27 protein-coding genes are annotated in these 26,369 nt (G+C 61.3%); 13 read left to right on the top strand and 14 right to left on the bottom strand.

The window, feature by feature from the left end; genetic code table 11:
- The first annotated feature begins 7 nt into the window (after positions 1–7).
- From AC07NR_RS20035 to AC07NR_RS20025, 3 genes are all read left to right on the top strand, one after another.
- Complete coding sequence (locus AC07NR_RS20035) at positions 8–889, top strand: ABC transporter permease subunit (RefSeq protein ID WP_371321054.1); 882 nt, start codon at positions 8–10, stop codon at positions 887–889.
- Positions 886–1,770, top strand: a complete 885-nt coding sequence (locus AC07NR_RS20030; protein WP_085708655.1) for an ABC transporter permease subunit — start codon at positions 886–888, stop codon at positions 1,768–1,770. The genes AC07NR_RS20035 and AC07NR_RS20030 overlap by 4 nt, the downstream gene beginning before the upstream one ends.
- A gap of 102 nt (positions 1,771–1,872) precedes the next feature.
- On the top strand, positions 1,873–2,970 hold the full coding sequence (locus AC07NR_RS20025; RefSeq protein ID WP_085708656.1) for a polyamine ABC transporter substrate-binding protein: 1,098 nt from the start codon (positions 1,873–1,875) through the stop codon (positions 2,968–2,970).
- Positions 2,971–3,094: 124 nt separating this feature from the next.
- Here AC07NR_RS20025 and thpR read toward each other — a convergent pair whose 3' ends face one another.
- Positions 3,095–3,634, bottom strand: coding sequence for an RNA 2',3'-cyclic phosphodiesterase (gene thpR / locus AC07NR_RS20020; protein WP_495079249.1), 540 nt, complete (start codon positions 3,632–3,634; stop codon positions 3,095–3,097).
- Positions 3,635–3,741: 107 nt separating this feature from the next.
- Here thpR and AC07NR_RS20015 point away from each other — a divergent pair, with 107 nt between their 5' ends.
- Positions 3,742–3,936 carry a hypothetical protein gene (locus AC07NR_RS20015; RefSeq protein ID WP_007957125.1) on the top strand — a complete coding sequence of 65 codons (195 nt, stop codon included), beginning with the start codon at positions 3,742–3,744 and terminating at the stop codon, positions 3,934–3,936.
- A gap of 15 nt (positions 3,937–3,951) precedes the next feature.
- On the opposite strand, the gene AC07NR_RS20010 is transcribed toward AC07NR_RS20015, so the two are convergent.
- Positions 3,952–4,305 carry a DUF1428 domain-containing protein gene (locus AC07NR_RS20010; RefSeq protein WP_085708658.1) on the bottom strand — a complete coding sequence of 118 codons (354 nt, stop codon included), beginning with the start codon at positions 4,303–4,305 and terminating at the stop codon, positions 3,952–3,954.
- Between the two features lie 18 nt (positions 4,306–4,323).
- Positions 4,324–5,388, bottom strand: a complete 1,065-nt coding sequence (locus AC07NR_RS20005) for a hypothetical protein (RefSeq protein WP_495079248.1) — start codon at positions 5,386–5,388, stop codon at positions 4,324–4,326.
- Positions 5,389–5,618: 230 nt separating this feature from the next.
- Between AC07NR_RS20005 and AC07NR_RS20000 the strand changes: the two genes are divergently transcribed.
- Positions 5,619–5,891 (top strand): hypothetical protein, encoded by a 273-nt coding sequence (locus AC07NR_RS20000; protein WP_096822863.1) that lies wholly within the window; start codon positions 5,619–5,621, stop codon positions 5,889–5,891.
- Positions 5,892–5,933: 42 nt separating this feature from the next.
- On the opposite strand, the gene AC07NR_RS19995 is transcribed toward AC07NR_RS20000, so the two are convergent.
- Positions 5,934–6,143, bottom strand: a complete 210-nt coding sequence (locus tag AC07NR_RS19995; RefSeq protein ID WP_085708661.1) for a hypothetical protein — start codon at positions 6,141–6,143, stop codon at positions 5,934–5,936.
- Positions 6,144–6,426: 283 nt separating this feature from the next.
- Between AC07NR_RS19995 and paoA the strand changes: the two genes are divergently transcribed.
- Genes paoA through paoC form a run of 3 tightly spaced genes read left to right on the top strand, consistent with a single transcriptional unit; the run spans position 6,427 to position 10,216 of the window.
- Positions 6,427–7,068, top strand: a complete 642-nt coding sequence (gene paoA, locus AC07NR_RS19990) for an aldehyde dehydrogenase iron-sulfur subunit PaoA (RefSeq protein WP_085708662.1) — start codon at positions 6,427–6,429, stop codon at positions 7,066–7,068.
- On the top strand, positions 7,065–8,021 hold the full coding sequence (locus AC07NR_RS19985) for an FAD binding domain-containing protein (RefSeq protein WP_495079247.1): 957 nt from the start codon (positions 7,065–7,067) through the stop codon (positions 8,019–8,021). The genes paoA and AC07NR_RS19985 overlap by 4 nt, the downstream gene beginning before the upstream one ends.
- On the top strand, positions 8,018–10,216 hold the full coding sequence (gene paoC / locus AC07NR_RS19980) for an aldehyde oxidoreductase molybdenum-binding subunit PaoC (protein ID WP_495079246.1): 2,199 nt from the start codon (positions 8,018–8,020) through the stop codon (positions 10,214–10,216). Before AC07NR_RS19985 ends, paoC begins: the two co-directional genes overlap by 4 nt.
- A gap of 43 nt (positions 10,217–10,259) precedes the next feature.
- On the opposite strand, the gene AC07NR_RS19975 is transcribed toward paoC, so the two are convergent.
- The 3 genes from AC07NR_RS19975 to AC07NR_RS19965 all read right to left on the bottom strand — a co-directional run bounded on the left by AC07NR_RS19975 (position 10,260) and on the right by AC07NR_RS19965 (position 13,467).
- Complete coding sequence (locus tag AC07NR_RS19975) at positions 10,260–11,504, bottom strand: OprD family porin (RefSeq protein ID WP_305837919.1); 1,245 nt, start codon at positions 11,502–11,504, stop codon at positions 10,260–10,262.
- Positions 11,505–11,573: 69 nt separating this feature from the next.
- Positions 11,574–12,053: a DMT family transporter gene (locus AC07NR_RS19970; protein ID WP_305837830.1), complete on the bottom strand. Its 480-nt coding sequence runs from the start codon at positions 12,051–12,053 to the stop codon at positions 11,574–11,576.
- A gap of 13 nt (positions 12,054–12,066) precedes the next feature.
- Positions 12,067–13,467, bottom strand: a complete 1,401-nt coding sequence (locus AC07NR_RS19965; protein WP_495079245.1) for an amidohydrolase family protein — start codon at positions 13,465–13,467, stop codon at positions 12,067–12,069.
- A gap of 114 nt (positions 13,468–13,581) precedes the next feature.
- Between AC07NR_RS19965 and AC07NR_RS19960 the strand changes: the two genes are divergently transcribed.
- Positions 13,582–14,475, top strand: coding sequence for a LysR family transcriptional regulator (locus AC07NR_RS19960; RefSeq protein ID WP_495079244.1), 894 nt, complete (start codon positions 13,582–13,584; stop codon positions 14,473–14,475).
- Here the strand turns inward: AC07NR_RS19960 and AC07NR_RS19955 are convergent.
- Positions 14,472–15,668 carry an MFS transporter gene (locus AC07NR_RS19955; RefSeq protein WP_085708668.1) on the bottom strand — a complete coding sequence of 399 codons (1,197 nt, stop codon included), beginning with the start codon at positions 15,666–15,668 and terminating at the stop codon, positions 14,472–14,474. The genes AC07NR_RS19960 and AC07NR_RS19955 overlap by 4 nt on opposite strands.
- Positions 15,669–15,860: 192 nt before the next feature.
- Positions 15,861–16,886: a zinc-dependent alcohol dehydrogenase family protein gene (locus tag AC07NR_RS19950; RefSeq protein WP_305837835.1), complete on the bottom strand. Its 1,026-nt coding sequence runs from the start codon at positions 16,884–16,886 to the stop codon at positions 15,861–15,863.
- Positions 16,887–17,034: 148 nt separating this feature from the next.
- Here AC07NR_RS19950 and AC07NR_RS19945 point away from each other — a divergent pair, with 148 nt between their 5' ends.
- A complete protein-coding gene (locus AC07NR_RS19945) occupies positions 17,035–17,931 on the top strand; it encodes a LysR family transcriptional regulator (protein ID WP_305837837.1) in 897 nt (298 codons plus the stop codon).
- A 9-nt stretch (positions 17,932–17,940) separates the two neighbouring features.
- Here the strand turns inward: AC07NR_RS19945 and AC07NR_RS19940 are convergent, their stop codons facing one another.
- On the bottom strand, positions 17,941–18,885 hold the full coding sequence (locus AC07NR_RS19940; protein ID WP_495079243.1) for an aldo/keto reductase: 945 nt from the start codon (positions 18,883–18,885) through the stop codon (positions 17,941–17,943).
- Positions 18,886–18,997: 112 nt separating this feature from the next.
- Between AC07NR_RS19940 and AC07NR_RS19935 the strand changes: the two genes are divergently transcribed.
- Together AC07NR_RS19935 and AC07NR_RS19930 are read left to right on the top strand one after the other, a co-directional pair.
- Complete coding sequence (locus tag AC07NR_RS19935) at positions 18,998–19,768, top strand: alpha/beta hydrolase (protein ID WP_495079242.1); 771 nt, start codon at positions 18,998–19,000, stop codon at positions 19,766–19,768.
- A gap of 140 nt (positions 19,769–19,908) precedes the next feature.
- Positions 19,909–20,775 carry a CAP domain-containing protein gene (locus tag AC07NR_RS19930; RefSeq protein WP_305837843.1) on the top strand — a complete coding sequence of 289 codons (867 nt, stop codon included), beginning with the start codon at positions 19,909–19,911 and terminating at the stop codon, positions 20,773–20,775.
- A gap of 1 nt (position 20,776) precedes the next feature.
- Here AC07NR_RS19930 and AC07NR_RS19925 read toward each other — a convergent pair whose 3' ends face one another.
- Both AC07NR_RS19925 and AC07NR_RS19920 read right to left on the bottom strand, forming a co-directional pair.
- On the bottom strand, positions 20,777–21,409 hold the full coding sequence (locus tag AC07NR_RS19925; protein WP_305837845.1) for a Vgb family protein: 633 nt from the start codon (positions 21,407–21,409) through the stop codon (positions 20,777–20,779).
- A 31-nt stretch (positions 21,410–21,440) separates the two neighbouring features.
- A complete protein-coding gene (locus AC07NR_RS19920) occupies positions 21,441–22,652 on the bottom strand; it encodes a helix-turn-helix domain-containing protein (RefSeq protein ID WP_495079241.1) in 1,212 nt (403 codons plus the stop codon).
- Between the two features lie 452 nt (positions 22,653–23,104).
- Here AC07NR_RS19920 and AC07NR_RS19915 point away from each other — a divergent pair, with 452 nt between their 5' ends.
- Positions 23,105–23,533 (top strand): nuclear transport factor 2 family protein, encoded by a 429-nt coding sequence (locus AC07NR_RS19915; RefSeq protein WP_495079240.1) that lies wholly within the window; start codon positions 23,105–23,107, stop codon positions 23,531–23,533.
- Between the two features lie 92 nt (positions 23,534–23,625).
- On the opposite strand, the gene AC07NR_RS19910 is transcribed toward AC07NR_RS19915, so the two are convergent.
- A complete protein-coding gene (locus tag AC07NR_RS19910) occupies positions 23,626–24,177 on the bottom strand; it encodes a hypothetical protein (protein ID WP_495079239.1) in 552 nt (183 codons plus the stop codon).
- Between the two features lie 163 nt (positions 24,178–24,340).
- A complete protein-coding gene (gene mqo / locus AC07NR_RS19905; RefSeq protein ID WP_085708677.1) occupies positions 24,341–25,990 on the bottom strand; it encodes a malate dehydrogenase (quinone) in 1,650 nt (549 codons plus the stop codon).
- Between the last annotated feature and the right edge of the window lie 379 nt (positions 25,991–26,369).

Raw genomic sequence — 26,369 nt, 5'->3', positions numbered from 1 at the left:
GCGCCTGGTGCCCAGTGGGCGAAAGTTCGTCATCGGCATCCCGTTCATCTGGCTGTTCCTGTTCTTCATGCTGCCGTTTTTCCTGGTGATGAAGATCAGCTTCTCGGAAGCCGCGTTGTCGATCCCGCCGTACTCGGAGATCTACACCTACGCCGAACAGAAATTCCAGCTGTTCCTGAACATCGGCAACTACACCATGCTCGGCGAAGACGAGCTGTACCTGTCGGCCTACCTCGGTTCGCTGAAGGTCGCGGCACTGAGCACGATGATGTGCCTGGTGATCGGTTTCCCGATGGCTTACGCGATCACCAAGGCCAGCAAGGAAGCGCAAAACGTCCTGCTGCTGTTGATCATGATGCCGACCTGGACCGCGATCCTGATCCGCGTTTACGCGTGGATGGGCATCCTCAGCAACAACGGTCTGCTCAACGCGTTCCTGATGTGGACCGGGCTCACCGATCACCCGATCGAGATCCTCAACACCAACACGGCCGTGTATATCGGTGTGGTTTACGCCTATCTGCCATTCATGGTGCTGCCGCTCTACGCCAACCTGGTGAAGCACGACGGCAGCCTGCTGGAAGCCGCGCAGGATCTGGGTTCGAGCAACTTCAACAACTTCTGGAAAATCACCGTGCCGCTGGCCAAGAACGGCATCATCGCCGGCTGCATGCTGGTGTTCATTCCGGTGGTGGGCGAGTTCGTGATTCCGGAACTGCTGGGTGGCCCGGAGACCCTGATGATCGGTCGCGTGCTGTGGCAAGAGTTCTTCAATAACCGCGACTGGCCGGTGGCGTCCGCCCTGGCGGTGGTGATGCTGTTGATCCTGATTGTGCCGATCCTGCTGTTCAACCGCAGCCAGGCCAAAGAGATGGAGGGACGGGGATGAAACGCTTCGGATTTTCAAAGTTCATGCTGATCTTCGGCCTGATGTTCATCTATCTGCCGATGCTGATTCTGGTGATCTACTCGTTCAACGCCTCGAAACTGGTGACGGTCTGGGGCGGCTGGTCGGTGAAGTGGTATGTCGGCCTGCTCGACAACACGCAACTGATGGGCTCGGTGGTGCGCTCGCTGGAAATCGCCTGCTACACCGCTGTCGCCGCAGTGGCACTGGGCACCCTCGCCGCATTCGTGCTGACCCGCGTGACACGCTTCAAGGGTCGTACATTGTTCGGTGGTCTGGTGACCGCGCCGCTCGTTATGCCTGAGGTGATCACCGGTCTGTCGCTGTTGCTGCTGTTCGTGGCCATGGCGCAACTGATCGGCTGGCCCCAGGAGCGTGGCATCGTCACGATCTGGATCGCCCACACCACGTTTTGTGCCGCTTATGTGGCGGTGGTAGTCTCCGCCCGCTTGCGTGAGCTGGACCTGTCGATCGAGGAAGCGGCGATGGATCTGGGCGCGAAACCGTTCAAGGTGTTTTTCCTGATCACCATCCCGATGATCGCGCCGTCGCTGGCGGCGGGCGGCATGATGTCGTTCGCCCTGTCGCTGGATGACCTGGTGCTGGCGAGCTTCGTGTCGGGGCCGGGTTCCACCACCCTGCCGATGGAAGTGTTCTCGGCCGTGCGTCTGGGCGTGAAGCCCGAGATCAACGCCGTGGCCAGTTTGATTCTGCTGGCGGTGTCGCTGGTGACCTTCCTGGTCTGGTACTTCGGCCGCAAGGCAGAAGCCAACCGCAAGCGTGCGATTCAGGAAGCGATGGATCAGACCGCCAACGAATCGTGGCAGCAGCCGCAACCTCAACGAGTGGCAGCGACGGCCTGAGTACCGGGTGGCGCGGGAGCCTCTCCCCCGCCACCGATTCACTGAAATTCCGCTTTGTGTTTTTGAATAAAGCTTTTGAATAAAAAGAATGGAGTTGTACCGATGAAAATGTTTGGCAGGACTCTGCTGACACTGTCCTTATTGGGCGCAATCGCCACGGGCGCCCAGGCCAACGACAAGGTGCTGCGCGTTTACAACTGGTCGGACTACATCGCCCCGGACACCGTCAAGAAGTTCGAGGACGAGACCGGCATCCGCGTGACCTACGATGTGTTCGACAGCAACGAAACCCTCGAAGCGCGTCTGCTCGCGGGCAAGTCCGGCTACGACATCGTGGTGCCGTCCAACAGTTTCCTGGCCAAGCAGATCAAGGCCGGGGTCTACCAGACCCTGGACAAATCGAAGCTGCCGAACTGGAAGAATCTCAACCCGGTGCTGCTGAAAAACGCCTCCGCCAGTGATCCGGGCAACGCTCACGCGTTCCCGTACATGTGGGGCTCGATCGGCATCGGTTTCAACCCGGCCAAGGTCAAGGAAGTGCTCGGCAAAAACGCGCCGACCAACTCCTGGGACCTGCTGTTCAAACCGGAGAACGCCGAGAAGCTCAAGGCTTGCGGCATCAGTTTCCTCGACTCGCCGACCGAAATGATCCCGGCCGCCCTGCACTACCTGGGCTATCCGGTGAACGACAAGGACACCGCGCACATCAAAGAAGCCGAAGCGCTGTTCATGAAGATTCGCCCGAACGTGGCGTACTTCCATTCCTCGAAATACATCTCGGACCTGGCCAACGGCAACATCTGCGTGGCGGTCGGTTACTCCGGTGACGTGTTGCAGGCCAAGGCCCGCGCGGTGGAATCGGGCAACAACGTGGTGATCGACTACAGCATTCCCAAGGAAGGTGCCGGCAGCTTCTACGACATGGTCGCCATCCCGCGCGATGCGGCGAACGTCGAGAACGCGTACCTGTTCATGGACTTCCTGATGCGTCCGGACATCATCGCCGAGATCACCAACAGCAACGGCTACAGTAACGCCAACGCCGCCGCCACGCCCCTGGTGGACGAAGCGATCCGCAACGATCCGGGCTCATACCCGTCGCAGGAAGTGATGGCCACGCTGTACGCGGTGCCGGATCAACCGATTGCCACGCAACGGATCATGACCCGGGGCTGGACCCGCGTAAAACTCGGCAAGTAAACACACATCGATTTCCCGTTCACGCAGCGCCTTACCACCGCTGCACCCTCGCTCTGAACGGCCTCACCTGGCCTCCCTCGGTTCAGGTGAATTCAGGCGCCCTCGGGCGCCTTTTTTTGTGGGCTCAGGTCAGCGGCCAATCCTGAACAATTCGATAACGGCCCTTGTGGGATTCGAACAGCGCAAAGCGTTCAGCCCTCAGGAAGAACTCTGGCGGCGTGGCGGATTCCGGTTCCGGTGCCCGATAGTCCCGGGCCAGCGTCAGGTGCGGACGATACTCACGCGTCGCCTCTTCAAAACCGAACGGCAGCATCGCCTGCTCCAGTCCGTAAACCAGTCGCAACAATCCCTGCGGTGCCTGCTCCGGTGCCAGCGACAACACCCCGGCGCGATGCCAGACCTGCAATCGATCCAGCGAAATCCTCAGCGCCTCGCCCGGCGTGCGCACTTTCGCTGCCGCCTCACAGACTTCACCAATCTGCGCCAACGGCACCGCACCAAGAAACAGCAGCGTCAGGTGAAAGTTGTCCGCTGGCACCGGTTTGCCGGTACGCAAACCCAGTTCACTGCGCCACTGGGCAATCGCCTTGCGCTGTGCCGGCGGGCAGTCCAGGGCAAAGAACAGCCGCTTGAACGGTTGATCCCCGCGTGTTTCGTCCGTCATGGCCACGCTCCTTCGTTCGTCGAGATCCCTGGATTCTACACGCCCGTTTCTGGCGACTCTCGGCCTGGGGTTTATAGTTCAACGATTGCCATCAACCGGAGGACACCATGCGCGAGATCCTCAGCAAAGAACCCTGGTGGGCCCGACCGCCGAATCCCGGGCAGGATGAAAGCGAACTGGAGTGGGGCTGGCTGGTGCATTACAGCGAGGGAGAACCGCGTTTCGAATTCGTGCGCGAGCGGCCGACGGACGAGCAGATTCGCAACCGCAAAGGCTGCCGGATCACCCCGTCGGCGGAGTGATCCGGCTGTTCTGCCTCAAGACTCGAGAATGTTCTTGAAGCCGCCGAAGATCATCCGCATCCCATCGAACGGCATTGGATTGACGTCCGGCTGCATGCGCGGGTCTTCCATCATTTTGCCCATGCCTGCGTCGCGGGTGGCCTTGTCCGGCCAGACCAGCCAGCCGGCCGACACGGTTTCGCCTTCCTTGAGTTTCACCGCCATCGGAAATGAGGTGACCTTGCCGTCCGGCACGTCATCGCCCCAGCCTTGAACCACCTCCAGAGCGCCGTATTCCTTGAACAATTTCTCGGCGATTTCGCAGTGTTTTTTGTACTGTTCGCGATTGGCGTTCGGAACGGGTGCGACAAAAACATCGATGTAAGCCATAGTCGTGCTCCTGCGGGTTTAGGGATTGATCTGCTGAGTAGTCGACTCAGGCGTATGCCATTCGACAGGTGTGGCGCCCAATCCGACCGACGGTTCCTCTGCTCCCCCGAGGTTGCCTTCGACCTGCGCCGCCATATGCAGCGTACCGGCCATCACGCCGGTCGTCGGGTTCTGCACCAGTTTCAGCCAGGCCTTGTCGAACGTGTTGCCCAGGCTGCTGCGGATCAGCGCTTCGCTGTCCGGGCGATCATTGGCCTGAAGGATGGCGCGGATGCCCGCCACGCCGACCGAGATCACCCCACCGACGAGTTTGCCTGCCGCAGCCGCCACCGCGCTGGCCGCGCCCCGAGGGGCCATCTCCGCTTCCATGCGCTGGCTGGCACGCTTGGCCACCGGGGCCATGCCGGCATCGGTCGAGGCGATGCCCTTGGCCCCGCCTTCGGTGTGGATCTTGTCGATCAGCGCGGCATAGGCCGGCAAGGTGTTCAAAGGCTCGGTGCTGACGACCTGATACAGCGAGGCATCCCGGGCCGGCGGCGGCCCGAGGGCGATGGCGGGGATTTTCTGCAAATGCCCGTTGAGCTGGGCGACGGGTACGCCGTAGCGCTGGGCGATGACCGGCATCTGCTGCGCCATCAGTTGCGCGTAGAACGCGGTGGACTGGGCGAGGATCGCGTCCGGGTCGATCTCCTGAGCCACGGGCACCAGCACTCGCTCCTGATATTGCTCCAGTAAATAGGCGGCCAGGCGCTTGGACGAAGCATCCTGCTCCCCCCCGGCGCTGAGGGTGTACCAGCTGACCTTCATCGACAACCATTCCTGGGTCCAGTAGCTGCTGAACCACGGGATGAATTTTTCTTCAGTTTGCTCGTAGACGCGAATGCGCCAATGTTCCATCGAACCGCGGGCAAAAGCCTTGACCTGTTCGGTGGACTGCCGGGAAGCCACAACGATATCCCGGTCGATCTGCTGCCAGGTGGCCGGCGAAACCACCACCGCCGGCGCGCTCGCCGGGCCCCGCGCCGAACTCGCGCAACCGGCCAGCAACATCAGTGCGGCGACGATCAGCGCACGCAGGTTCACGGTGGCGGTGTCCTTTGGTGGGTCAGATCTGGAGGTAACGACTTGAGTATAGGTGCGGGTTTCAGCCGTTTGTCCGGTTGTATCGATCCTCGATCCGGGCGCGGGATTTCAGCTTTTGTTCCAACCATCACTGACGTCGATGTTCACCATTACGACGATTGCCTTCCGCATCAGACGCGTCCGGCGCAGGATTCACCCATCCGAGACACACACCACGAGGAGTTCACATCATGAGTCATACCGTCACCCTCGCCGTGAGCTTCCCGGTCTTCGGCAACAACTATTACGACCAGCACGTGGTGTCGCTGAAGACACAGCCACTGGTGTTCAACGAAGATTTCGAAGATCTGCTGATGCCCGCCGCGAGCAATCACTTCAGCAATGAAGTGGTGGGTCTCAACGATCAGTTCCGTTTTCTGAGCGACATACTCGCCACCCATTTGCTGGACATCGAGGCCTCCGTGCCTGCGCGATCCAGCGTCCGGGCGAACGCTCATTTTTAATGCCAAGGGGTGTTCCCGTGAGGGAACGCCCCTTTTTGCCCATTACTGGTCGTCGTTATCGCCGCGATGATAGCGACGCCCGTCGCGCCGGTCGTAGTCGCGATCATCCCAACGCCGGTCATGGTCGTAATAACGGCCATGATCGCGGTCGTAATGCCGGCCATGGCGATAGTCATCATCAAAATCCGCCACACAACCGCCCAGCAGTACGGCGGCAGAAACAGTCAGCAACAGGCTCGTTGCACGCATCATTCAGAATTTCCCTAAAACCAAGGTCTTGACGACGGAAGTGGTCAGCGCAACGCGCGCAGCCGCGGTTTCGACCGGGGAAAACACCGATGATTCACTGACGGCCCATGACCGTTGATCGCCTCGATAGCCTCTACGTGGTGGGCCTGAAGTCCGGGCAAAAATCCGACAAAACCTTTTCCTCTCCCCCGCGGTCACTCCTAGAACAGACCAAGACTGGCAACCACGCCGGCGTGCACATGCGGGTCATTCGCGACCCGCCGACCTGATCAGAGGAAGCCCAGCCATGAACGATCATCCGCCATCGGGGATGTCCCGACGCCGGTTCCTGATTCTCGGCGCCGTGACAGCAACAGCGTTTGCGCTGCCGCCCTTCATCAGCCTCAAGGCCTACGCGGCCAGTCTGGAGCAACCGGCCATGAGCAAAGTGACGCTTGAAGTCAACGGCACGCCGCAGGCCCTTGATATCGACACCCGCACCACACTGCTCGACGCCCTGCGCGAACACCTGCACCTGACCGGCAGCAAAAAAGGCTGCGACCACGGCCAGTGCGGCGCCTGCACAGTGATCGTCGATGGCCGGCGGATCAACTCATGCCTGACCCTGGCCGTGATGCAGGACGGCGCCAAGGTCACCACCATCGAAGGCCTCGGCATGCCGGACCACCTGCATCCGATGCAGGCCGCGTTCATCAAGCATGACGGTTATCAGTGCGGCTATTGCACGCCGGGGCAGATCTGCTCGGCGGTAGCCGTGCTCAAGGAAATCCGCGACGGCATTCCCAGTCACGCCAGCCCCAGCCTGACCGAGCCGCCGCAACTGATCGCCAGCGAATTGCAGGAACGCATGAGCGGCAACATCTGCCGTTGCGGCGCCTACTCCAACATCATCGAAGCCATCAGCGAAGTCGCGGAGGTCTCGGCATGAGAGCGTTCAATTACAGTCGCGCCGACTCCCCCGCCGCAGCCGCTGCCCAAGCGGGGCAAATGGATGGTGCGCGGTTTATCGCCGGCGGCACCAACCTGCTGGACTTGATGAAGCTCGACATCGAAACGCCGCCGCAGCTGATCGACGTCAATCACCTGGGCCTCGACCAGATCGAAGCGACCGACGACGGCGGCTTGCGCATCGGCGCACTGGTGCGCAACACCGACCTGGCCGCCGACCCGCGTGTGCGCAAAGACTACGCCCTGCTCTCCCGGGCCCTGCTGGCCGGGGCCTCGGGGCAGTTGCGCAACATGGCAACCACCGCCGGCAACCTGTTGCAACGCACCCGCTGCCCGTACTTCTACGACACCAACCAGGCCTGCAACAAACGCAATCCCGGCAGTGGTTGCGCGGCGATTGGCGGGGTCACCCGCCAACTGGGAATCATCGGTGTCAGCGACGCGTGCATTGCCACGCACCCGAGCGACATGGCGATTGCCCTGCGTGCGCTGGATGCGCAGATTGAAACCCTCAAAGCCGATGGCAGCACCCGGCGCATCGCCATGGCCGATTTCCACGCTTTGCCCGGCAATACGCCGCACATCGAAACCGCGCTTACGCCCGGCGAATTGATCACCGGCGTTACCCTGCCCGCCCCGGTTGGCGGCACCCACGTCTATCACAAGGTGCGGGACCGTTCGTCCTACGCGTTTGCGCTGGTATCTGTCGGGTTGATCCTGCAAAAGGACGGCAGCGGCCGCGTCGCCGTTGGAGGCATCGCGCCGAAACCCTGGCGTTTAGAAGCCGCAGAAGCGCTGCTGCCCCAAGGCGCGAAAGCCGTCAGCGCATGCCTGCTAGACGGCGCCACGCCTACCCATGACAACCAGTTCAAGGTAACGCTGGTGGAACGCACGCTCGCCTCGGTGCTGGCCCAAGCGAGGGACGAAGCATGAAATTCGACACGCCCGCCGCGACCAATCCGATTGACCAGTTGAAGGTCATCGGCAAACCCACCGACCGCATCGAAGGCCCGCTGAAGACCAGCGGTCAGGCCCCTTACGCTTACGAACAACATGAAGCAGTGAAAAATCAGGCTTACGGCGTCATGGTCGGTGCGGCCATCGCCAAGGGTCGCATCACCCGCATGGATCTGGACGAGGCCCACGCCGCCCCCGGTGTGCTGGCCATTGTCACCGCCGCCAATGCCGGCAAACTCGGCAAGGGCAAATACAACGCCGCGCATCTGCTCGCCGGGCCCGAGGTGCAACACTATCACCAGGCAGTGGCGCTGGTGGTCGCCGAAACCTTCGAACAGGCACGGGCCGCCGCACAGCTTGTGCATGTCGAGTACGCGACGGATAAAGGCCAGTTCGATCTGGCCGCCGTACGCGATCAGGGCAAGGAGCCTAAGGAAGAACTGCCGGACGTCAAACACGGCGATTTCACCGCGGCCTTCGCCGCCGCCCCCGTGCAGTTCGACCAGACCTACAGCACCCCGGACCAGTCCCACGCGATGATGGAACCCCACGCGACCCTCGCCGCGTGGCAAGGCGATCAACTGACCCTGTGGACCTCGAACCAGATGATCGCCTGGAGCGTCGGTGACATCGCCACCACCCTCGGCCTGCCCAAAGAGAAAGTGCGATTGATTTCGCCCTACATCGGCGGCGGTTTCGGCGGCAAGCTGTTCATCCGCGCCGACTCGATCCTCGCCGCACTCGGCGCGCGCCTGGCCAACCGCCCGGTGAAAGTCGCCCTCGCCCGCCCGCAAATCGCCAACAACACCACCCACCGCCCGGCCACCATCCAGCGCATCCGCATGGGCGCCACGGCGGACGGCAAACTCACCGCCATCGCCCACGAAGGCTGGTCGGGCAACCTGGCCGAGGGCAAGGTCGAAGTCGCCGCGCAGCCGAGCCAGTTGCTCTACGCCGGGGAAAATCGTCTGGTGAGGATGCGCCTCGCACCGCTGGATCTGCCCGAAGGCAACGCCATGCGCGCCCCCGGCGAAACACCCGGTTTGATGGTGCTGGAGATCGCCATGGACGAGATGGCGGAAAAGCTCAAACTCGACCCGATCCAGTTCCGCATCCTCAACGACACCCAGGTCGATCCGGTAAAAACCGAGCGATCCTTCTCCCAGCGACGCCTGATCGAATGCCTGCAAACCGGCGCCGAACACTTCGGCTGGGACAAGCGCAACACCACGCCCGGCACCCGTCGCGAAGGTCGCTGGCTGATCGGCATGGGCGTGGCGGCGGCGATTCGCAACAACCTGCTGGTGAAATCCGGAGCAAGAGTTCGGCTGGAGCGTGACGGCAAGATCACCGTGGAAACCGACATGACCGATATCGGCACCGGCAGCTACACGATCATCGCCCAGACTGCCGCCGAAATGATGGGCGTGGGCCTGGAGGATGTGGTGGTGCATCTGGGGGATTCGAGTTTTCCGGTGTCGTCCGGCTCCGGTGGCCAGTTCGGTGCCAATTGCTCGACCGCCGGGGTCTATGCCGCATGCATGAAACTGCGTGAAGCGGTGACGGCAAAACTGGGCATGACCGAGGGTGACGCAGTGTTCGCCGATGGCCAGGTGCAGCTCGGCAACAAACAGGTGCCGTTGCGCAACGCCGCGCAAAACGGGGCGGTTGAAGCCGAGGACAGCATCGAATTCGCCGACCTCGCCAAGCAGTATCAGCAGTCGACGTTCGGTGCGCATTTCGTTGAAGTCGCGGTCGATGCCGCCACCGGCGAAGTGCGCGTGCGACGCATGCTCGCGGTCTGCGCTGCCGGGCGGATTCTCAACCCGAAAGCCGCCCGCAGCCAGGTGATCGGCGCGATGACCATGGGCGTCGGGGCGGCGTTGATGGAAGAGTTGGCGGTGGACAAGCGCCTGGGCTTTTTCGTCAACCATGATCTGGCAGGCTACGAGGTGCCGGTACACGCGGACATCCCGCATCAGGAGGTGATCTTCCTCGATGAAACCGACCCGATCTCTTCGCCGATGAAGGCCAAGGGCGTGGGCGAACTGGGCATCTGCGGGGTCAGCGCGGCGGTGGCGAATGCGATCTACAACGCCACTGGAGCGCGGGTGCGGGAGTATCCGATTACCTTGGACAAGATACTGGATTCGCTGCCGCCGATGATCTGAATCTGCTAGCGCACTAGCATGGGGTACAAGGGGTCGAGTGACTTCACCAGAGGGCTTTGGTGTAGGTGATCAGGATCCGTGTTTCGTCGGCATCGCGGCTGAACGACGAGCGATAAGTCGCGTTGCGCACGCGCAAGGCAACGTCCTTGAACGTGCCGCTTTGAATCACGTATTTCACTTCAGTGTTGCGCTCCCATTCCTGCCCGGTCTTGCCCGCCACCTGAGCGTGATCGGCATCAATGTAGCGGCTCATGAAGGTCAGGCCCGGAATGCCCAGGCGCTCGAAATCGAAGTCATATCGCACCTGCCAGGAGCGTTCTTTGGCTTCGGCGAAATCGCCGATCTGTGCGTAGTTAACCAAATAGGCATCGCTGCCTTCGACATAGGGAAATGCACTTTCACCGAACATCGCCTGATAACCGACACTGACTTTATGCCCACCGGCGGCATAGCCGACCATGCTGTTCAGTGACTGGTTGTGAATCTTCCCGGCCTTGGCCGCGCCCTGGCTTTCGCTGGAGAAAAACCGCAGATCGCTGCTTACCGTTCCACCGGCCATCGGTCGTGTATCGGTAAGGCCGATGAAGTGCTGATTGTAGACATCGCTCAACGATGCATAGTGATAACTGACTTTGAGGTGCTCGTTCACCTGACGGTCGACACCCGCAAGATTCAGGTGCGCGCCTTGGGCATTGGTCACGAAACGGTTGTTCTTGTTGTTCAGGGCAATCGGTTCATAGCTCGTATCGTTGCGCCCCTTGACCCGATCAAGCTGCCCCGCCGTCAGCACCACACCGGGCAAATCCTGCGACGTCATCAGGGCGCCGCGAAAGGTTTGCGGCAGAATCATGCCGTCCTGCGGGCGCAGTGTCGGCAGCACGGGAAACAACGAACCTGCCTTCAATTCGGTTTTTGAAAACTTCACCTTCGCCGTCACCCCAAGCTTGCCGTACTCGCTGGCTGCACGACCGTCGCTGCGCACCGGCAACAAACCGCTGCCGGCGCGATCCGGGCTGGAATCAAGACGCACGCCAACCATGCCCAGCAGATCGACACCGAAACCCACGACGCCCGGCGTATAACCGGACTCGAACCTGAACATCAGGCCCTGGGCCCATTCCTCGCGCTTCGACTGAAGAGTCGACGACCCGTCACGAAAGTCACGGTTGAAGTAGACGTTGCGGGTTTCGAACGAGGCGTGGGAGTCCGCCAGAAAATCCGCCCGGGCTCCATGGCTCAAGCTTGCCAGCAGCAGCGTACCGGCCAGGGTCGACAGTCCATTGCGCATCCCCAAATGAATGAATGCAGTCACGGCGACACCTATGAAATGAGTGGCGAAAGGATCTGAGGGAGCAGGTCAAAAAGCCTTGGCGAGCATCGCAATCAACCGCTCACCAAACAGCGTCAGCGCCACGCCCAGCAGTACCACCACGGCGCCGGCGATCTTGATCGACGCCGCCGGCCGTACCACTGCGCCGAGCCAGCCGAAGTGATCGATGGCTACCGACGACAGCAGTTGCCCGGCAATCACCAGCACCAGCAGATTCGCCAAGCCGATGCGCGGCGCCAGCCACACGGTGCAGAAAATCGCCCCGGCACCGAGTACGCCACCGACCAGACGCCAACCCGGTTGCGCCGGAATCACACTCAACGCATCGCCCAGTCCGCCGCGCATCCACGCCAGTGCACCAAGCACCAGCATGCCGCTGAGAAACGAGTAGAACGCCGCCGCCAGGGTGTTGCCGGTCATGGCCCCGGCCAACTGACTGTTGACCGCCGCTTGCACGGCAATCGCCACACCGGCCAGCAAGGCCAGGGCAAAGGAAATCAGGATCATGACCGTGCACCTCTCAGTGGGTATGCAGCGGGGCGAAATGCTCCGCGAAGGGATCAGGGCTGTAGCCGGCCGCGTTGAACAGGTAGCTACGCGACTCTTCGGTGGCCCGGTTCAGTTGCTCGCGATCCACGCCCAGCACCACTCCCGCCTGTTTGCGGATGCGCCCGGCGATGATCACGGTGTCGATGTCGCCACGTTCGGCGGCATGCACCACCGTGCCGAGGGCATTGTTCGACGGATAGACGCTGAGGTTGTCGGTGCGGATCAGCACGATGTCGGCCTGTTTGCCGGGGGTGATGCTGCCGATGCGCGCATCGAGGCCGGCACACGCGGCGCCATCGAGAGTCGCAGCCTTGAGCAGTTGCGCGGCGCTGACCAGTTCCGGCGCCGGCTGACCGTGGAATCGCGCGCTGTGTGCGGCAGCCCGTTGCAGGTAAAACGCCACGCGCATTTCGCCGAACATGTCACCGCCGTAAGAGCTTTCGTTGTCGACGCTCAGGCCCGGTTGCATGCCGTGATCGACGGCTTTCTGCCAGGCGAAAACCCCGTCTTCCAGGCCATAGTGCGCATCGGAGCGCGGGCAGACGTTCACCTTGACCCCGGCGTGGCGCAGGATCGACCAGCCGTGATCCGGCAGGCAGGTGCAGTGGTTGAAAATGTTGTCCGGGCCGAGCAGCCCTTCTTCGTGCAATTCATCCAGCTCGGCGGCCATGCCGGCACCGAAGAACTCGGTGACGATGCTCAGACCAAGCTCACGGGCGACCGCCCATTGTTCACGGTCGAGCTGCGCCATCATCGCCAGGGTCACCAGCGAATCGGACGATCTGGCGTATTTGTCTTTCAGGCGTCGCAAGTCGCCCGGCCATTGCGTGGATTCCCACTCCCCCGACAACGGCGCGCCCGGCGCATGCACGGCGCGGATGCCGGCGTCGGTCAGGGCATCGATGGCCGCGTCCGAGTGAGCACCGCTGCGGGCGTTGTGCGAGTTGTCGATGATGGTGGTGATGCCGGCGTTGATCGCACCAAGCGCGGTCAGCAGGTTGCCGACGTACATGTCTTGCGGGCGGTAGTATTTGGCGAACGAGAAATGCGTGGCGTTGCAGTAGTCTTCCAGGGTCGGCGAGTTCGGATTGATCCGGCGCAACTGACCTTCCCAGGCATGCCGGTGGGTATCGACCATGCCGGGAATCACGATCATGCCTTTGGCGTCGATCACCTCGGCGTCCGGTGCGGACAGGTCGCTGCCGACCTCGACGATTTCGGTGCCACGGATCAGCACGTCGCCTTCGATGAAGTTGCCCAGGCGTTCGTCCTGGGTAACGAGGGTTCCGCCCTTGATCAGCAACAGTCGCCGGTCATCGGGCAGCGGTTCGAGCGCAGAAGTCAGAACATCGAAATGAGCATTGAAAGACATGGGGTGGCTCCTCGGTAGCGGTCGGCACATTGGCCTGTAGCCGCATTGTCTGACCGGGAACCTTTATTTAGAATGCCCAAACACCTACACACATTGTGAAGCTGGATATACATAATGCGCGATCAAGAGTTCGGTCATCTCAGGGCGTTTTTTGCCGTAGCACGGGAGCTTAATTTCTCCCGCGCGGCGCAATCGCTGGGGGTTTCGCCGTCGGCGCTGAGCCAGACCATCAAGGGTCTGGAAGAACGCCTGGGTGTGCGCCTGCTCAATCGCACCACACGCAGTGTTTCGACCACCGAGGCCGGAACCCGGTTGTTCGAACGCCTGGGCGAGATCTTTGCCGACCTGGATGCGGCGCTGGAACAGCTCAACAATTACCGCGACACGCCGGTCGGCACCCTGCGCATCTGCGCGCCGCAGGTGGCGATGCTGCACTTCATCCAGCCGATCCTGCCGTCGTTCCAGGCCGCCTACCCGGACATCAAGCTCGAACTGACCACCGACGACAGCACCGCCGACATCGTCGCCCAGGGTTACGACGCGGCGATTCGTCTCGGTGAGTTCATCGAGCAAGACATGGTCGCACTCAAACTCAGCGAACCCCTGACCCAGATCGCCATCGCCTCGCCGCAGTACCTTGAGGGAAAGCGCCATCCGCAAGAACCGGCCGATCTGCTGGACCATCGCTGCGTGAACTGGCGCCGCTCCGGCGAAACCGGTTTGTACAAATGGCGGTTTTTCCGCGACGGTCTGCCGTTCGAGTTGAGCGTGAAGGGCTCACTGGTGGTGAGTGACTGCGCCGTTGCCATGCAATCGGCGCTGGATGGACTGGGCATCACGGTGTGGATCCGTGAATGGATCAAGGATGAACTGGACAGCGGCGCACTGGTGGCGCTGCTGGAAGAGTGGTCGACACCCTTCCCCGCGTTCTACCTGTATTACCCGAGCAACCGACAGATGTCGTCGGCGCTGCAGGCCTTCATCGCCGCCTTGCGCAAGGCGCACTAAGCGGCGCTTGCACCGCGCAGGTCGGGGCGCTTTTGGTGACCGCCGTAGAACATCGCCCTGGCGCCAATCGTGAGCAACGACAACAGCGCAAACAGCAACCCGCACCAGATCGTGCCCGGCAGGCCCCAGGTGTCGATGAATACCCCGCCGATCCACGAACCGAGGGCGATCCCGGCATTCGCCGCCGAGACATACAGGCTGGTGGCGAACGAATGCGCTTCGGGCGCGGCGCTGGTCAGCCACATCTGAGTGATGATCATGCCGCTGGTGTGAATCGCGCCCCACAGCAGAACGATCAACAGCATCGAGCCAAGCGATGCGCTGCCGAACGTGGCCAGAATCAGGTAGGCGATGCTCAGCAGGATCGGAAACAGCAAAGCCGTCGCCACCAGATGCGTCGCCAACATGCGACCGGCCAGCAGGTTGCCCAGCACCCCGCCCACCCCAAAGATCACCAACAGAAAACTGATGGTTTCACCGTCCAGACCGGTCTGGTTTTTCAGGTACTCGGCGGCGTAGCTGTACACCGCAAACTTGGTGGTGAACACCAGCACAGTGGCGATGATCGCCAGCCATACCGCAGGTTTTTTCAGAATCGACAACTGGCTGGCGAAGCTCTCTGGCGCAGCCGTTTGCCGAGGCAGCCTGAGCAACAGGCCGAGCCCGGCCAGCAAGGTCGCCACGGCGCAGAACAGGATCGACGCCTCATAGGAAAAACGCCCGGCGACCCACGCGGTGATTGGCACGCCGAACACCAGCCCAAGCGTGGTGCCGATGAAGGCCACCGTCGTCGCGTGGGTGGCGCGCTCCTTGGGGTACAGCGAAATCGCAGCGGCGAACGCCGCCGAGAAGAACACCGGATGCAGCATCGCCGGAACGATCCGCAGCGCCATCAGTGTCGAATAGTTCGGCGCGTAGGCCGAGAACACGCTGCTGACGGAAAAACACAGCAGCGCGCCGACCAACACTTTCTTACGGTCGAAACGCGAAAACAGCAACACCAGAAACGGACCGGACAACGCCACGATAAACGCGAACAGGCTCATCAAAAGCCCGGCCTGGGCGACGCTGACGCCGAAGCGTTCGACGATCAGCGGCAGGATGCCGACCACGCCGAGTTCCAGGGTGTACAGACCGAACAGCCCGAGAATGATGAAGGGCATGACGGACATGGGATGGGGGGAACGATTCATAAACACTCATCACATCAGGAAAGAAAATCTACCTGGCAATACAAAACCCTGTAGCAGGCACTTGATAACGGCCATTACACAAACCCTGTGGGAGCGGGCTTGCCCGCGAATGCGGTGGGTCAGCGACATTGTTGCCGACTGACACTCCCTCTTCGCGAGCAAGCCCGCTCCCACAGTTGAGTGGTGTCGTACTCAGGATTTGTTGAAATCGACCACAACCTTGCCGAACGCCCCGCGATTGAGATGGGCGAACGCCTCGGGCACCTGATCGAAGGTATAGGTCGCATCGATCACCGGTTTGATGCCGTGGTGATCGACCATCCGCACCAGATCCTCCAGCGCTCTGCGCGGCCCGACCGCTACAGCGACGATCGATGCGCGGCTACCGAGCAACGGCATGATCGGTGTGCGCAGTTCGTCGGAGTCGAGCAGGCCGATGATCGACACCCGGCCGCCGGGAACCACCGCCTGCAGCGAACGCCCGAGGTTGTCGCCGCCGGCCATCTCCAGAATGTGATCGGCACCGCGTCCACCGGTCAGCTCCAGCACAGCGGTGTGCCAGTCGGGTGTGGTGGTGCGATTGATGCCATGGTTGGCACCCAGCGCAATGGCCTGATCAATCTTGGCGTCGCTGCTGCTGGTGACGATGACCTTCGCACCGCTGGCCGCCGCCAGTTGCACGGCGAACAGCGATACACCGCCAGTGCCCTGCACCACCACGGTTTGCCCGGCATGCAGGTGGCCCAGTTCGATCAGGGCCATCCACGCGGTCAACGCGGCAATCGGCAAGGTACTGGCCTCGACCGCACTGAGGTGCTTCGGCGCCCGCACACACCAGTCAGCCGGCGTCGCGACGTACCGGGCCAGCATGCCCGGAATCGGCCCGCCCTGGGTCGGCATCTCGGCCCAGGTCTTGGGATTGCCGTCGATCCAGTTGGTAATGTAGGTGGAGATGACTTTCTCGCCGATCTGGAAGCGGGTCACGCCCTCACCGACCGCCACCACGGTGCCGGCCATGTCCGACGCTGGCGTGAAGGGAAACCTCAGCGCGGCGGTCATGCCGTTTTCTGCCACTTGGGTGTCGCGATAATTGAGTGAGACGGCGTCGATTTTGACCAGAATTTCTCCGGCTTTCGGGGCCGGAATCGGGGCCTGGATGCGGTCGAGGTTGTCGAGGCCGAAAGCGGAAATTTCCCAGCGCTGCATTGTGTCGGACATGGCGATGAACTCGGTGGAGGACTGTGGCGCCGATGATAGAAGCCATGCCCCGTGCCGATTAAGTAGGTCGCCACTCCGTTATATGCGGACGTTTTGTTCCGCAATGACTAAGGTAAATTGATCGCCTTCGGTGAATTCGAGAGTCGTGATGGACAGCCTGACTGCGTTGAACGTGTTTGTTTCAGTGGCGGAAACCCGCAGCTTTGTCGCCAGCGGGCGTCTGCTGGGTGTATCGGCGTCGGCCATCGGCAAAAGCATCGCCCGCCTGGAAGAACGCTTTGGTGTGCGCCTGTTCAACCGCAGCACGCGTAGCGTCACCTTGACCGAAGACGGCACCCGGTTTCTGCAACGCAGCCTGCGCATCCTCGCCGAGATAGAAGCGGCGGAAGTCGAGTTTTCCCAGACCAACGCGACTCCGCGCGGTCGCCTGAAAATCAGCCTGCCGCTGGTGGGCGAACCGTTCCTGCCGGTGCTGGCCCGCTTCAAGAAAACCTATCCGGCGGTGGACCTTGACCTGACGTTCGATGACCGTCGCGTCGATGTGATCGAGGAAGGCTACGACGCAGTGTTGCGTGCCGGCGATGTCCCGGACTCCAGCCTCACGTCGCGCCTGATCGGCAGCTATCGGATGATCCTGGTCGGCGCCCCGGAATACTTTCATGCCCATGGTGTGCCGCAACAAGCCACCGACCTGCTGAGCCATGCGTGCATTCAGTTTCGTTTTCCCAACACCGGCAAACTGCAGGTCTGGCCGTTGCGCGAAGCCGGCCAGGAAGTCGATCTGCAAGTGCCGACTTCGATGGTCTGCAACAACCTCGAAGCGCGCATCTGCTTTGCTCTGCAAGGCTTGGGAATCGCCTATTTGCCGGACTTCTGCGTTGGCGAGGCCTTGGCTGACGGTCGTCTGCAGCGCGTACTACCGGACTGTGTGGAAACCGGGGTCTACCGGATCATGTGGCCCTCGGGCAAACACCCGCAGTTGAAACTGCGGGTGTTCATCGACTTCCTCAAGGAGCATCTGTTTCCTGAGCAACGTCTGGTTTGAATTGAGCGTTCAACCAAACAACGCAATCAACTGCTGCCGCTGCGCATCCGTCAGCATCGGCCCGAACCCGGCGCCGGCATTATCGGCCATGTAACGCGGATTGCCGGTGCCGGGGATCACGCAAGTCACCGCCGTGTTCGAGAGCAAAAACTTCAGCGCCAGCTGCGGCCAACTGTTCACCTGCACGTCCGACACCCAGCCCGGCAGCGGCTTGCCTTTGAGCCGTGCGAGCAGCCCGCCGCCGCCAAACGGCCGATTGCAGATCACCGCCACCCCGCGTTCGCGACACAACGGCAGGATGCGTTTTTCCACGCCACGGTCATCGAGGGCGTAATTGATTTGCAGGAAGTCGAGCGGTTCGGCCTTCAACACGGCTTCCACTTCCTCGTAGGCCGAGGGCGTGTAATGGGTGATGCCGATGTAGCGGATGCGGCCCTGCGCCTTCCATTCGCGCAGGGTCGGCAGATGAGTCTGCCAGTCCAGCAGGTTATGGATCTGCATCAGGTCGATGCGGTCGGTGCGCAGCAGGCGAAAGGAGTTTTCCATCTGCGCGATGCCCTCCTCGCGCCCGCGGATCCACACCTTGGTCGCCAGAAACGCCGGTGAACGGGGTTCGTGAATCGACAACAGCTCGCCGGTGGTTTCTTCGGCGCGGCCATACATCGGTGAGCTGTCGATCAGCGTGCCGCCCTTCCTGAACAACTCGTCGAGCACCGCCGGCAATTGTTTATAGGCCGGTTCGCCGGGAGCGACGTCGAAGCCGCGATAGGTGCCCAGCCCTACCAACGGCAGCAACTCGGAGCTGGAAGGGATGGCGCGGGTCTGCATGGTCTGGCCTCCTGGGGCACTCGACGACGTGGCGGCAGCCAACGCCCGGTCAAACGTGAAAACGGTCGTTATCCCCGCTGCCAGCTCGAGCAGACGGCGGCGGGAATAGCCCTCAGTGTGGCTCATGCTGGCTTCTCTGTCGGGTGGATCTGTTGCACCTTGTGTGCGGCGGCGGTCACCGGGGAAGGCTCAACTACACTGCATGGGCGAACCCTCACGCCCCGTTAAAGTTAGTCGAATGTCCAGAATCCTGATGTCACTCGTCGCTTTGCTGCTGGCCCTGTACCTGATCCTGTGTGCAGCGCTGTTCGTGTTCCAGCGCTCGCTGATCTATTTTCCGCAGTCGGACTCAATGGATTCGGCGGAATCGCGGATGACCCTGACCATGCCCGATGCGGACATCCGCGTCAGTGTCCGCGAGCATTCCGGGGCGCGGGCGTTGATCTACTTCGGCGGCAATGCAGAGGACGTTTCGCGCAATCTGCCGGCCTTTGCCGAGGCCTTTCCCGACTACGCGATTTACCTGCTGCACTATCGCGGTTTTGGCGGCAGCGGCGGTTCGCCGTCCGAAGAGGCGATTGCCCGGGACGCCCTGGGGTTGTTCGATCAGGTGTTTTCCAGGCATCCGCAGATTGCGCTGATCGGGCGCAGCCTTGGATCCGGCGTCGCGGTGCGGCTGGCCAGTCAGCGGCCGGTGACCCGGCTGATTCTGGTCACGCCTTTCAATAGCCTCCAGGAACTCGCCGTCCGGCATTACCCGTGGGTGCCGGTGAAATGGCTACTCAAGGAGCGTTACGAATCGGGTAAATACGCCGAGCATATCCGCGCGCCGACCCTGCTGCTGGCGGCGAGAGATGACGAGGTGGTGCTACGGGGCAGCAGTGAACGTCTGCTGCGCAATTTCCCGGATGGCGTGGCGACCCTGAAAGAGGTGCCGGAGGCGACGCACAATTCGATTTCCGAGCGCCCGCAATACCTGCAATGGATGAAGGAAGTGTTGAACCGGTGAGCGGCCACTGCGCAGTTCGTCGGCGTCCGGACAAAGCCATGGGCGCCCCGTGAACCAAGTGTAGAAAGGCCAGTCCTACTCGCGCCGCATTCGCGGTTAACTCCCTGTCAGCGCTGTCTTTTTTCAGAGTCCTGCGTCCCATGCGCCACGCCGTTCGTTCGTCTCGCTTCGTATCGCTGTGCCTGTTGATCCTCTCTCCTTTGCTCGCCCCCTCCGCCCATGCCGGCGCGGAACGACAACTGGCGGCCGCCATCAATGACCTGCGCGCCCATCCGCAACGCTGTGACCGGCGTGCGGCACAACGCCTGGCGCCGCTGGCGCTGAAGCAGAATATTGCGTTGCCCATCGGCTATGGCTACGGCGGCGGGTTGCGCGAGCAGTTGAAGTCTTCCGGTTATGCGGCGGTGGCCGTGCGCAGCATCCGCATTGTCGGGGCCGAGGATGCCGAAGAGGCGTTCGATCAATTGCAGGACGAACATTGCAGCGCACTGATCGACGCGCAGTACGCCGACATCGGCATCAGCCGCGCCCGCAGTGAATGGCAAGTGGTGTTGGCGCGGCCGGTGATCGACAGTCGCGTGGGCGACAACCGCAGCGTCGGCAAGGCCCTGCTGGCGCAAGTCAACGCGGCCCGCGCCCGGCCCCGGATGTGCGGACGCCAGCGTTTCGCCGCCGCCCGGCCCTTGAGCTGGAACCCGTCCCTCGGCGCAGCTGCCCAGGGCCACAGCAAGGCCATGGCCTACGGCAACTACTTCGCTCACCAGGACCCGGACGGCGACATGCCGGCCGACCGTGCCCGATCCGCCGGTTACCGTGGGCGGCAGATCGGCGAGAACATCGCCGCCGGGCAAAGCTCTCCCGGCAGCGCGATGGCCGGCTGGCTCGCCAGCCCGGGACATTGCGCCAACCTGATGAACCCGATGTTCACCCAGGTCGGCGCCGGTTTTGCCAGTGATGCCCGCAGTGACAACGGTGTGTACTGGACGATGCTGTTCGGCGCGCCCTGACTCACTTCGGCCGGCGCACCGCCCGTACACTGCTGGTATCCCCGCCGCCACAGTAGAAGCGTTCACCGCCATCGGCTTCCAGCCCCGAAACGCCGATGCCGCTGGGCAACGCGAGGCTTTCCAGCACCTCGCCGTTGCCCGGATCGACACGCCGGATCTCGCTTTCATCGCCCTCCCACGTCCCATGCCACAGCGCACCGTCAACCCAGGTCACGCCGGTGACAAAACGGTTGGACTCCAGCGTGCGAAGAATCTTGCCGGTTTCCGGGTCGATCTGATGGATCTTGCGCTCGCGATACTGTCCGACCCACAACGTGCCCTCGGCCCAGGCCATGCCCGAATCGCCACCACCGCCGGGAGCCGCGATGGTATGGAGCACTTTGCCGGTAGCCGGATCGATCTTGTGGATACGCCGGTCGGCAATCTGATACAGATGCTTGCCGTCGAACGCGGTACCGCCATCCGCACCGACCTTGATCGTGCGCACGGTTTCGCCGCTGGCCGGGTCCAGCGCATTGAGCTGGCCGTCGCTGGCGAACCAGACCTGCTGGCCATCGAAGGTCACACCATGGACGCCGTGGATGCCTTCGAACGGTCCATATTCACGAAGGATTTCTGCATTTGCCTGTTTCATGCCGGTTGCCTCGTTGAGTGGTGAGTCCAGCCTAGCCATTACCCAACGACACCGGGAGTAACAAGATCGTCGCGAAACCCGGCACCGGCGGGGTCAGCCAGCGACATGCACGACCGACACCGAATGCCTGGACCTTGCCTTGCGCGGCCAGGGTTTCCAGGGCCCGTTGTATCTGGCGCTGACTGCTGCCCAGCGCAAGCGCCAGTGCCGAACTCGACCACGCCTCGCCGTCGGCGAGCAGGGCCAGCAGTGCTGCGTGCTTGTCTTCGAGGGGTAACGTCAGGAGCGCCACGTCTTGCGCGACCAGCGCGTAGCCACGGGAAGTCGCGTTGATTCCGGCCAACGGTTTCAGTGCGGCGCGCAGCCGGCCGATCTCGACCCGCAAACGGACGCGGTGGGATTCATCATCGAGTTTCAAACGAAAGGCCCTGGCGATCAGCGTCTCTCGCGGAACATCCCCGGGCCAGGCTTCAGCGAGCAGTTGCAGCAGATTGAACAACACCGGTCGGGTTGCCAGCGACACCGTCATGCCGGAACCGCGTACGCTGTAGCGACAGGCATCCACCACCAGCGTCGCAGACGCAAACAAGGCTTCGACCTGTGCGAGCGTGACCGTTTTCACGTCACCGGCAATGCGCAATCGGGCGGCGGGAGCGGCGAGGTTTTGCCGGGCGTGTTCGATCTCCGCCAGCAGCGCCGGAATATCGGCCAGCCGCGCCGCCCGTTGCGCACGTTTCAGTGCCGATTGCGCCTTGTGCGCCTGCACACGCCGCAGCGCGATCCCGGCTGACATCAGTTCATGGGCGGCGCGCAAGGCCGGGGGTAACGGTGCAGGGTCCTGTTCATCGAGCAGCGCGTCAGCCTCATTCAGCTGCCCGATCAACAACAACCGACGAATCTGCAGATAGCGCGCGTGTGCCGCATTGAGACGGTCACCGTGATCCTGCAAGACCTGCCGCGCCGCCTCCAGCGCCTGCACCGGCCAGCCCAGATCCCGCGCCGCCAGCGCCACTTCGGCCTCGGCCACCACGCAGCGCGCCCGGGACAAGGGCTCATTGGCGCCGAACGCTTTTACCGCGCGCTGCAGCAAGGCCTTGGCCCGCGCCATGTCGCCGAGCTGGGCCATGGCAATTCCGCGCAAGGCCAGGGCCGGTGGATCTTCACGCAGAGCCACGAAATTCAGCGCCGCCAACGGATCACCCGCCGCCAGGGCGCGGCCGGCGGCGTTGATCAGCGAGTCCATGACACAGGCGCCACGGTGGGTACTCCAGTGAAGGGATACCCCGGTTTAGTCCAGATCCTGTGCAGGCACCAGTCTCGGCCTGCGAAAAACCGACTGACGCGGGACAGCTCAGACCGGTGAAATCGTGGCCAGAACACCGATCATGATGGTCAACACGAGAAAGCCGCCGAGGAAAAACGCCATCTTAGCCATGAAGGCCTCCTGAATACTGAATGTCCGGCGCACCGGGCGCTTCGGAATGAAGCGCGTCGCGTATGGCCGAACGGCAAGGTTATTTTGGGCCTATGGCTGAGACGGTTACAGATGCAGATTCAACAGGAAAAAGCGGATCAGATGGATTCGGCCCGCGCATGTGTCGATATTCAGACCGGTACAGAGGGTTTCCATTGCGCCGCTTTGATCTAGAGTCATGGGCGCCGCGCAAAGAACAACAAAAATACAGGAGTAAAACCATGTCCGAACTGAACCTGCACCCCAACGCCGCCGAATCCCTGAACCGCTGGCACGACATGATCCGTACAGGCGACCTGAAGGCCCTGCCCAACTTGCTGGATCCGCAAGCCGTGTTCCGCTCGCCGATGGCCCACACGCCTTACCCCGGCGCACCGGTGGTCTCGATGATCCTCAACACCGTGTTCAACGTGTTCGAAGACTTCAAATATCACCGTGAACTGGCGACGGCGGATGGCTTGAACGTGGTGCTGGAATTCAGCGCGAAGGTCGGGGCGAAAGAGCTGAAAGGCATCGACATGATCCGCTTCGATGAGCACGGAAAGATTGTCGAGTTCGAAGTGATGGTGCGGCCACTGAGCGGGTTGCAGGCGTTGGGGGAGGAAATGGGGCGGCGTCTTGGAGACTATCTGGCTACCGCCAAGGCCTAGTGCGTTATTCCATTTTAAATAGCGGTAGCGCCCCGCTCGCCAGTTTACAAACGGGGCGCTTTATTACATCTGTTAGGACTGAGACCGCATAATTACCACGTCAATGCCCAGAAGTACAAAACTGCAAGAAGTGCAGACACGAAAAATTTAACAACCCCGTTTGCAAGCTTTGAAAAGTCTTTATTAATCACTGCTAGTGAAGACATTAGAAACACCGCAAGAGCAAGGTTTTTGCCCCCGAGATAAAGCAGCGCGGACCAAACAGGGATTGGACCTTTGGGCACCATGAGGATAACGCTCAGAGTTACCGCCATTTCCACAAACACTAGGCTGATCAAAAAATTTGTCGGAACAAGAACAACGTAACGATTAAAACCTTCTGACACCCTGAATTTCAGAGAAAGAAAAAAACTCAAGTAAGAAACAGCCAATGCATAAATAGAAAGAGCAAACATGCTTTTTCCGGCCTCATGCTCTGACATCATGTCAGAAAGGTGTTTGGTGAGTTCAACGCCAAAAATTTTTGTCTCAAAAGCGAACTGTTGCACCCCCCATGCTGCGATGCACAGCACAACTAGAAAAGTACAAAATAAAGAGAACGCACCCTTGAAATCCAAATCTGTCACAGTAGTTGCTTTATCCATAATATTCCCTTATCCATTGAGTTACTAAATTCAGTGCGACCATTTTGAGTAAGTTTATAGCCGCCACAAGATACCAGTCAGATCCAAATAATGTTCGCTTCGTCACACAAAAAAGCCCACTGACCGTCACCGGTTCAGTGGGCTTCGTGTGTCAGGCGTCTAATTACAGAGCCATGTCACGTGCAGCGCTTTCCTTCGGAGCCTGTGGCTTTTCAGCCGAAGCAGGTGCCGCCGCAGGTGCAGCCTGGCCAATCGCCGGCGGCGTTGGCAGTTGCAGGATCTTGGCGGTGTAGGCCCACTCTTCAGCCACTTTGGCTGGATCGTTGTTCAGCTGGGTGCCGTAGCTTGGAACGATCTGGTGCAGCTTGGCTTGCCACTCAGGGGTAGCGACCTTGTCCTTGAAGACTTTCTGCAGCACGCTCAGCATGATCGGTGCAGCGGTCGATGCGCCTGGGGATGCGCCCAGCAGACCGGCGATGGAGCCGTCTTTCGAAGCAACGATTTCGGTGCCCAGTTTCAGCACGCCGCCAGCGGCTTCATCACGCTTGATGATCTGCACGCGCTGGCCGGCTTGCCACAGGCGCCAGTCTTCAGCTTTCGCGTTCGGGAAGTATTCCTTCAGCGCGTTCATGCGGTCTTCATCCGACAGCATCAGTTGACCGGCCAGGTACTCGACCAGCGGGTATTCCTTGATGCCGACCTTGGTCATAGGCCAGATGTTGTGGGTGGTGGTGCTGGTCAGCAGGTCCAGGTACGAACCTTCTTTCAGGAACTTGGTGCTGAAAGTCGCGAACGGGCCAAACAGGATGACGCGCTTGCCGTCCAGGACACGGGTGTCCAGGTGCGGAACGGACATCGGAGGCGCGCCAACCGAAGCCTTACCGTAGGCCTTGGCCAGGTGCTGCTCGGCGATGGCCGGGTTATCGGTCACCAGGAACGAGCCGCCTACCGGGAAGCCAGCGTATTCCTTGGCTTCTTCGATACCGGACTTCTGCAGCAGGTGCAGGGCACCGCCGCCGGCGCCGATGAACACGAACTTGGCGTCGGTTTCAGTCTTGGTGCCGTCTTTCAGGTTCTTGTAGCTGACGCGCCAGGTGCCGTCGGCGTTCTTGGTGATGTCCTGTACTTCGCTCGACAGTTTCAGATCGAAGTTAGGCTTGGTCTGCAGGTAACCGGCGAACTGACGGGTGATTTCGCCGAAGTTCATGTCGGTACCCAGCGGGCTCCAGGTGGCCGCGATTTTCTGGTTCGGGTCACGCCCTTCCATCATCAGCGGGACCCACTTCTTGATCACAGCCGGGTCTTCGGAGTACTGCATGCCGGCGAACAGTGGGCTCGCCTGCAAAGCTTCGTAGCGCTTTTTCAGGAACTTGATGTTGTCATCGCCCCACACGAAGCTCATGTGCGGAGTGGTGTTGATGAACGAGCGAGGGTTCTTCAGAACGCCTTGCTGAACCTGCCAGGCCCAGAACTGACGGGAAACCTGGAACGCTTCGTTGATCTCGACGGCTTTCGGGATCGTTACGTTGCCCTTGTCGTCTTCCGGGGTGTAGTTCAGCTCGGCCAGGGCGGAGTGACCGGTACCGGCGTTGTTCCAGCCGTTGGAGCTTTCCAGGGCGACGCCGTCGAGGCGCTCGACCATTTCCATCGACCAGCTCGGTTCCAGCTCATTGATCCACACACCCAGGGTGGTGCTCATGATGCCGCCGCCGATCAGCAGGACGTCGACTTTCTTTGCTTCTGCGGCATTGGCGGAAGACATCCCCATCGCCAAAGCCAGCCCCAGCAAGGCTGTGTTCACTTTTTTAAACATCTGTTGCACCTATGATAAAACGCCTTCCGCCCGCCGCTGTTGTGCGCATGCGTTCCCCTTTTTTCGCGACACTCAGGCCAGCGTCGCGGGTTCCGGCACACTTCAATTTTGACGGGTGGGCACACAAGGCCGACAGGCTGCGTCGACCTCAGTTATATGTCCCTTCTGAACTGACTTTTTATCATTATTGGCTTCAGCTACTTGAGCGACAGGGGTTCGGTCGGCTCGCCAAAAAGCGCGCCAGACTGAATTAGGTCAAACCAAGTGGCGCGAAGAATATCACGTCAGGGCAAACCCGCGCGTCTGTTCCCGACTTGATGGTCTTTATCCGCCCAGAGACTTATCGGCGGCCAATCGCCGAACATGACCCCGGCAGTGC

It is taken from the genome of Pseudomonas sp. GW821-FHT09C09, assembly GCF_059418105.1.
This window is presented reverse-complemented; position numbering and strand designations above follow the sequence as displayed.

Coding starts and splice junctions, on each gene's coding strand:
- AC07NR_RS19935 (WP_495079242.1), top strand. CDS start 18,998: ATGTCCAGAATCCTGATGTCACTCGTCGCTTTGCTGCTGGCCCTGTAC.
- AC07NR_RS19930 (WP_305837843.1), top strand. CDS start 19,909: ATGCGCCACGCCGTTCGTTCGTCTCGCTTCGTATCGCTGTGCCTGTTG.
- AC07NR_RS19910 (WP_495079239.1), bottom strand. CDS start 24,177: ATGGATAAAGCAACTACTGTGACAGATTTGGATTTCAAGGGTGCGTTC.
- AC07NR_RS20010 (WP_085708658.1), bottom strand. CDS start 4,305: ATGGCTTACATCGATGTTTTTGTCGCACCCGTTCCGAACGCCAATCGC.
- AC07NR_RS20025 (WP_085708656.1), top strand. CDS start 1,873: ATGAAAATGTTTGGCAGGACTCTGCTGACACTGTCCTTATTGGGCGCA.
- AC07NR_RS19965 (WP_495079245.1), bottom strand. CDS start 13,467: ATGTCTTTCAATGCTCATTTCGATGTTCTGACTTCTGCGCTCGAACCG.
- AC07NR_RS19920 (WP_495079241.1), bottom strand. CDS start 22,652: ATGGACTCGCTGATCAACGCCGCCGGCCGCGCCCTGGCGGCGGGTGAT.
- AC07NR_RS19945 (WP_305837837.1), top strand. CDS start 17,035: ATGGACAGCCTGACTGCGTTGAACGTGTTTGTTTCAGTGGCGGAAACC.
- paoC (WP_495079246.1), top strand. CDS start 8,018: ATGAAATTCGACACGCCCGCCGCGACCAATCCGATTGACCAGTTGAAG.
- thpR (WP_495079249.1), bottom strand. CDS start 3,634: ATGACGGACGAAACACGCGGGGATCAACCGTTCAAGCGGCTGTTCTTT.
- paoA (WP_085708662.1), top strand. CDS start 6,427: ATGAACGATCATCCGCCATCGGGGATGTCCCGACGCCGGTTCCTGATT.
- AC07NR_RS19960 (WP_495079244.1), top strand. CDS start 13,582: ATGCGCGATCAAGAGTTCGGTCATCTCAGGGCGTTTTTTGCCGTAGCA.
- AC07NR_RS19925 (WP_305837845.1), bottom strand. CDS start 21,409: ATGAAACAGGCAAATGCAGAAATCCTTCGTGAATATGGACCGTTCGAA.
- AC07NR_RS19955 (WP_085708668.1), bottom strand. CDS start 15,668: ATGAATCGTTCCCCCCATCCCATGTCCGTCATGCCCTTCATCATTCTC.
- AC07NR_RS19975 (WP_305837919.1), bottom strand. CDS start 11,504: ATGCGCAATGGACTGTCGACCCTGGCCGGTACGCTGCTGCTGGCAAGC.
- AC07NR_RS20015 (WP_007957125.1), top strand. CDS start 3,742: ATGCGCGAGATCCTCAGCAAAGAACCCTGGTGGGCCCGACCGCCGAAT.
- AC07NR_RS19985 (WP_495079247.1), top strand. CDS start 7,065: ATGAGAGCGTTCAATTACAGTCGCGCCGACTCCCCCGCCGCAGCCGCT.
- AC07NR_RS20000 (WP_096822863.1), top strand. CDS start 5,619: ATGAGTCATACCGTCACCCTCGCCGTGAGCTTCCCGGTCTTCGGCAAC.
- mqo (WP_085708677.1), bottom strand. CDS start 25,990: ATGTTTAAAAAAGTGAACACAGCCTTGCTGGGGCTGGCTTTGGCGATG.
- AC07NR_RS19940 (WP_495079243.1), bottom strand. CDS start 18,885: ATGAGCCACACTGAGGGCTATTCCCGCCGCCGTCTGCTCGAGCTGGCA.
- AC07NR_RS19970 (WP_305837830.1), bottom strand. CDS start 12,053: ATGATCCTGATTTCCTTTGCCCTGGCCTTGCTGGCCGGTGTGGCGATT.
- AC07NR_RS20030 (WP_085708655.1), top strand. CDS start 886: ATGAAACGCTTCGGATTTTCAAAGTTCATGCTGATCTTCGGCCTGATG.
- AC07NR_RS19995 (WP_085708661.1), bottom strand. CDS start 6,143: ATGATGCGTGCAACGAGCCTGTTGCTGACTGTTTCTGCCGCCGTACTG.
- AC07NR_RS19915 (WP_495079240.1), top strand. CDS start 23,105: ATGTCCGAACTGAACCTGCACCCCAACGCCGCCGAATCCCTGAACCGC.
- AC07NR_RS19950 (WP_305837835.1), bottom strand. CDS start 16,886: ATGTCCGACACAATGCAGCGCTGGGAAATTTCCGCTTTCGGCCTCGAC.